The sequence below is a fragment of the Synechococcus sp. R3-13 genome, from assembly GCF_047462195.1.
In the GTDB taxonomy this organism is placed as follows: Bacteria; Cyanobacteriota; Cyanobacteriia; order Thermostichales; family Thermostichaceae; genus Thermostichus.
Genome location: NZ_JANSIO010000467.1, coordinates 1 through 4980, shown reverse-complemented (window position 1 = coordinate 4980; position 4980 = coordinate 1). Strand labels below are relative to the sequence as shown.

Annotated in this window: 5 protein-coding genes; 1 reads left to right on the top strand and 4 read right to left on the bottom strand. The window is 57.3% G+C overall.

Annotated features, from left to right (window positions below; all coding sequences use genetic code 11):
* Positions 1-200: 200 nt before the first annotated feature.
* The 3 genes from NW856_RS13070 to NW856_RS13060 form a co-directional block, all read right to left on the bottom strand.
* Positions 201-440, bottom strand: coding sequence for a hypothetical protein (locus NW856_RS13070; RefSeq protein ID WP_414400613.1), 240 nt, complete (start codon positions 438-440; stop codon positions 201-203).
* A gap of 130 nt (positions 441-570) precedes the next feature.
* Positions 571-2196: a TM0106 family RecB-like putative nuclease gene (locus NW856_RS13065; RefSeq protein ID WP_414400612.1), complete on the bottom strand. Its 1626-nt coding sequence runs from the start codon at positions 2194-2196 to the stop codon at positions 571-573.
* A 61-nt stretch (positions 2197-2257) separates the two neighbouring features.
* On the bottom strand, positions 2258-2536 hold the full coding sequence (locus tag NW856_RS13060; RefSeq protein WP_414389978.1) for a hypothetical protein: 279 nt from the start codon (positions 2534-2536) through the stop codon (positions 2258-2260).
* 464 nt (positions 2537-3000) lie between these two features.
* On the opposite strand from NW856_RS13060, the gene NW856_RS13055 reads away from it, so the two are divergent.
* Positions 3001-3837, top strand: coding sequence for an ABC transporter ATP-binding protein (locus NW856_RS13055; RefSeq protein ID WP_414400617.1), 837 nt, complete (start codon positions 3001-3003; stop codon positions 3835-3837).
* Between the two features lie 56 nt (positions 3838-3893).
* On the opposite strand, the gene NW856_RS13050 is transcribed toward NW856_RS13055, so the two are convergent.
* Positions 3894-4613, bottom strand: a complete 720-nt coding sequence (locus NW856_RS13050) for a response regulator transcription factor (protein WP_011433617.1) — start codon at positions 4611-4613, stop codon at positions 3894-3896.
* Between the last annotated feature and the right edge of the window lie 367 nt (positions 4614-4980).

Genomic DNA, 4980 nt, shown 5'->3' with positions numbered 1-4980 from the left:
AGGGCCGCAGGTTCAAATCCTGTCATCCCGATCCTGCCTGCGACGGGAATTGAGCCGTTTACGCTATCGACCGAGAGTTTCCCACCTATCCAGAGCCCCGCAGCCAAAACCCGCATCTATCGGCAGGGGTGCAGTCTTTGTCTTGAAGGCGCAAGAAGCAAACTCTTCGATTCTTCGATGCCATGAAAGAAATGGGCGGATCAGGCAGCCAAGCGGGATCCCTTGTAGCCAGGCTGAGGGAAAAAAGAAGCAAGCACAAAAAAGGCAGGGTTAACTTGCCCCTGCCGAGAAGATCGAGAGTTGAGAGCTTGCTCTCGTTGTCGTAATCGTTGCATCAAGGCGCGGTTCCGTTTGTCCAGTTGGCGCTTGCGTGCCGATCCCCCACGACCGCGACGGTTTCTGCCCTGATGGCGAGGAGATTCATGAGATTTCAACAGCATGGGATTCCCCTGATAAACTAAACAGTCCTGCCTGATTCTAAGCGAAACCTCAGCAACTGGCCACAAGACTGGCGGCGCAAGCTGCGGCATTTGCGGCTGGGGATAGGCCGTCTTTGTCAATTTATTCGCATCATTCGGCATGGAGGACTCCTTGGGACAGCCAGTCTTTTAGGCGGTGGGTAGCCCGGCAGTCATCCTCGTTGTAGATAAGCGAGTGCTCCAAATATCTGCGCTCCCGAGTTTCCAGCCATTGGCTATACCAATAAATGGACTGGGCGCCATTGGCATCAGGCAGACGCCACTGAAACCCCAGCCAGCGGGCGATGTTTTTCAGGGAATAGCTCTCGATCGGCAGCACCACCGAGCGTTGCACCCAGGCCTGTAAATCCACAAAGCGCTGCAACAACTGGCGCACTTGTCGGGGATCCGTGCGGTATTGCTCCCCCAGCCGTCGGCAGGTCTGCACTTCAAAGCCCTGAAAGTGGTAGATGGGAGCGTCGGGATAGCGTTGTGCCAGTTGCAAGAATTGCTCCCAAGCTTGCCTTTCTTCCCGCGGCTCGGCGGCCAGGCAACTGTGATAGCTTGTAACCTTTTTCCCCTCGGCTTGCTCCACCACCAGCAGCCCCAGCAGATAGGCGACGTTGTGACGGGGATCCGCCTCGATATCGAAGTACAGCTCTACGGGTGTGGTGGGCAGGGTTTGCGGGGGGGATTGAATCCAGAGAGGCTGCCGGCTGAGGGTGGCACGGGCTTGCAGCTGCAGTTGCAGGGCCACGCCGGATCCCAACTTGGGAATGGCTTGCAACCTATCCAACTGAGCGTTGGCCAGGGCTTCAATCGAGTGGATCCCCGCCTCTTGCAAAAGGGGATAGCGGGATCCCGTTACGCCCGGCAGCAGGCTGAGGGGTTGGGCGGTGGCGTTCAACTGCCGACAATGCTCCCGCCAGTGGCAAAGATGACAGCGGCTGCGGGCCATAAACACCTGGGGCGGTTCCGGCTGGCTGAGGGAGTGCAGGTACTCCTGCAGCAATTGCCGCACCTGTGCTCGTCGGCGGCTCAGGTGGACGGGGTGCCACTTCCCATCTTTCAGGATCAAAATGCCCCGCTTGGGAACGTTTCCCTGCAGGGATCCGAGCAGCTCTGCCTGCAAAGCCAGCAACAATTCGTATTCCGGTTTGGGGCGTTTGCCGATACGAATATGAACCGGCAGGTAAGAGGATCGGGCGGCGTGGCGACTTCTGCCAACGAGAGCGGGATCCCGAATCAGCAGATCCAGGGAGCTGCTCACCCAAACTGAACGTCTCTCTGGAACAGCTTCAGGCGGCAACGCAAGAGCGGGCACCATCTCGTAGTCTTCTGGGGCAGGGATGGGATCCCTTGGAGAGGAGGAGTGAGGGACAGGTTCAGAAGCAAGCTGCAACAGCTCTGCCTCAGCAGTACAGTTGAGATCTTCCTGCGGTTGCCAAAACAGCTCTGCGGCAATCCGTCCGCCGTAGATCCGCTCCGCCCCGTCGGCCATGGCTGCCAAGAGAGCTTCATTGCCCGGCGCAACCCGTTCTCCGGGGAATCGCTCAAACACAGCGGCTGCCAGGGCTTGGCGATCCCGCCGCCATTGCTCCAGCAGGTTGTCCGGCGGCAGCTTGGCCTCTTGAGGGCCAAAGCGATCCAGGTAAGGCAAGCGTCGGCAACGAAAGAAAGCAAGCAGCTCCTCAGCCTCAACAGAACCCTGTCCTGCTGCTGCAACCTGGCACTCCAACGGCGGACAACCTCAGCTCTGCTGCCATTGTGGCACGCCCCCAGGTTGCCTTTGGGATCCCTCAAGACTTGGGATCCTGAGCGGGCAGGAGATGGGCAATAATGCGCTCAATCGTCTCAGATTGGCGACGAGCTGTATCGGCTTGCTGTTGACATATTGCCTTTAACTCTCCCAGCCAAGTGCTCTGCTCCTGGGATATCAGCACCTGTTGTTGAACAATGGCTTTCAGATGGGTCAGGTCATCCTTGACGAAGCTGACGGCCTCGGCCAGGGTCAACACAGCCCCAACCAGGCGATCCAGCCGGAAGTCAATTTGGTCGAACCGGTCTTTGCTCTGCATTTTGCTCAGATCAGATTCAGATTGGTTAGTAGAGGGTATCGGTGGGCGCTGAGGGAGGTCGCTTCACTGAGAAGAAAGCCCCAGTCTGACAGCCAGACCGCTCAAGCTTGTGTCTTTATTGTTACCCATAGGTACAAATACAGCACTAGCCATTTAGCACAACTTCCCCTATCTGCTGTACGCTCATGCCCTGCCCTGCGGACGCAACTCACTCTTCAGGTGCAATGTATGCTATTTGCAGAGCTTAGAGAAAAACCACAGGGAACGAGATCACAGCCACGGAAGACTTGAAGGGATAGCATAAACTACTGCCAAGGGCAGGGATCCCTGATAAGACCTGCAGCTTGCTGACACGGCTGGCGTATGCTGGAGAATAAAGATTTCTTTACACTTTACCGGAGCGGACTGTGACAGCTCTTTCGACGGCCCCAACCTTGTCCCAAACCAAGACGGCGGCGGTGGAAATGCAGGGGGTGTGGAAACGCTTTGGGCAGCAGGTTGCCGTTCAAGATTTGAGCCTGCAGATCCCCCAGGGGGAAGTGTTTGCCCTGTTGGGGCCCAACGGCGCCGGCAAATCCACCACCATCCGCATGCTTACTAGCCTTACCCGACCCAGCCAGGGATCCATCCGGGTGGGGGGGTATGACGTGGTGCGGGATCCGGTGGCGGTGCGGCAGCAAATTGGCGTAGTTCTGCAGCCTATCACCCTAGAGGCAGAGCTGACCGTTTGGGAAAACCTGGAGTTCCACGGGCGTATGCACCACATCCCCAACCCAGAGCGGCAACGGCGCATCGATGAATGGCTGGAGTATGTGCGGCTGGCGGATCGCCGGCAAGACAAAGTGAAAACCCTCTCAGGGGGAATGAAACGACGCTTGCAGGTGGCCAGGGCGTTACTGCATCGCCCCCAGATTTTGTTTTTGGACGAGCCCACCGTCGGGTTGGATCCCCAGGCGCGGCGGCTGTTGTGGGAGATCTTGCGGGATCTGAACCAACAGGGCATGACCTTGCTGATTACAACCCACTATATGGAAGAGGCGGAAGAGCTGTGCGACCGCATTGGCATCATGGATGGGGGAAGGTTAATCGAGTTGGGCAGCACCGAGCAACTGCGGGCCAAGTATGGAGAGGCCCTGCTGGTGCGATCCTGTCCTGGCCGGGAGGTGAACTACACCTTTTTCCCCAGCTTGGCGGAAGCTCAGCGGCAGTTGGAGGCAGAACCCGACAAAACCGGCCTCATGGTGCGCCCAGCCAACTTAGAAGACATTTTTGTGCGTTTGACAGGCCGCCGCTTGGATTAACGGGCCCTCACCCCTGGCCCCTCTCCCAACGTGAAGAGGGGAGAGTTATTTGGGGGTTAAGGTTTTTCCTCTCCCCATCCCTCCTTCGGAGCGGGGGGCTCAAACTTGTAGCCAACTCCACGCACGGTGCGGATCAACTCCGGTTGGCTGGTATCAGTCTCTAGTTTCTTGCGAATTTGGCCAATGTGGACATCGACCACCCGTTCATCTCCCTCGTGGTTAAAATCCCACACCTCTTGAATCAGCTCAGCCCGTCGCCAAACCCGCCCCGGATGTCGAGCCATAGCATAGAGCAAATCGAACTCCAGTGCTGTTAAGTTGATCAGGCGCTGCTCGCGGATGACTGCTCGGGTTTCCGGGTCGATTACCAAAGAGGCAAAGGTCAAGACCGGTGCGCTGGCAACTTCGGTCTTCATGCGTTGCCGCCGCAGAATGGCTTGCACTCGCGCCTGTAACTCCGGCAGGCTGAAGGGCTTGGTCAGGTAGTCATCTGCCCCCAACTGGAATCCGTGCAACTTATCAGCAGGGCTGACGCGGCTGGTCAACATCAACACGTACACGCCGGTCTCTTTTTGCATTTGCTGGCAGAGATCGTAGCCGCTCACATCCGGCAAGTTCAGATCCAAAATTACCAAGGCCGGCTGAAAAGCGCGCAACTGCTGTAAGCCCTCGGCCCCCGTCATCGCCACCTCAACCGAATACCCCTGCCGCTGCAAGTACCGCTGCAGTAGAGCACAAATGCTGGGATCATCATCGATGATGAGGATGCGTGACATGGCAGCTTGGCACTCTCGAAGTCAGCAGGAGACAAGGTTGCAGGGCGTTGGGGTGTGGGGATCCCTTCGGCAGTCCATAGGCAACCATCACATAGAGGCAATAGGCCCTCAGCTCGCCAGGTGGGAGGGGAAAAAGAGCCTTATCAACAGGGCAAGCTTGACCCCAACCTCGGCTGGAAAGGGCAACAAACGCAGGTGATTCATGAGTTATTGAACACCTAAATCTTATTTCAAGTCTTTACGTGTGGGGTCGCGCGGGGAGTTTATCCTTGCCGAGGCCGCCCTCCTGTGCGTAAATCAACGGAGGCTTATCCGAGAATCTTGGGCATTATCTTAGTAAACTACCCGACCCTGACTACTTCGCAGT

Excerpts from the sequence above, each read along its gene's own strand:
- NW856_RS13070 (WP_414400613.1), bottom strand. The coding sequence starts at position 440 with ATGCTGTTGAAATCTCATGAATCTCCTCGCCATCAGGGCAGAAACCGT.
- NW856_RS13060 (WP_414389978.1), bottom strand. The coding sequence starts at position 2,536 with ATGCAGAGCAAAGACCGGTTCGACCAAATTGACTTCCGGCTGGATCGC.
- NW856_RS13050 (WP_011433617.1), bottom strand. The coding sequence starts at position 4,613 with ATGTCACGCATCCTCATCATCGATGATGATCCCAGCATTTGTGCTCTA.
- NW856_RS13055 (WP_414400617.1), top strand. The coding sequence starts at position 3,001 with ATGCAGGGGGTGTGGAAACGCTTTGGGCAGCAGGTTGCCGTTCAAGAT.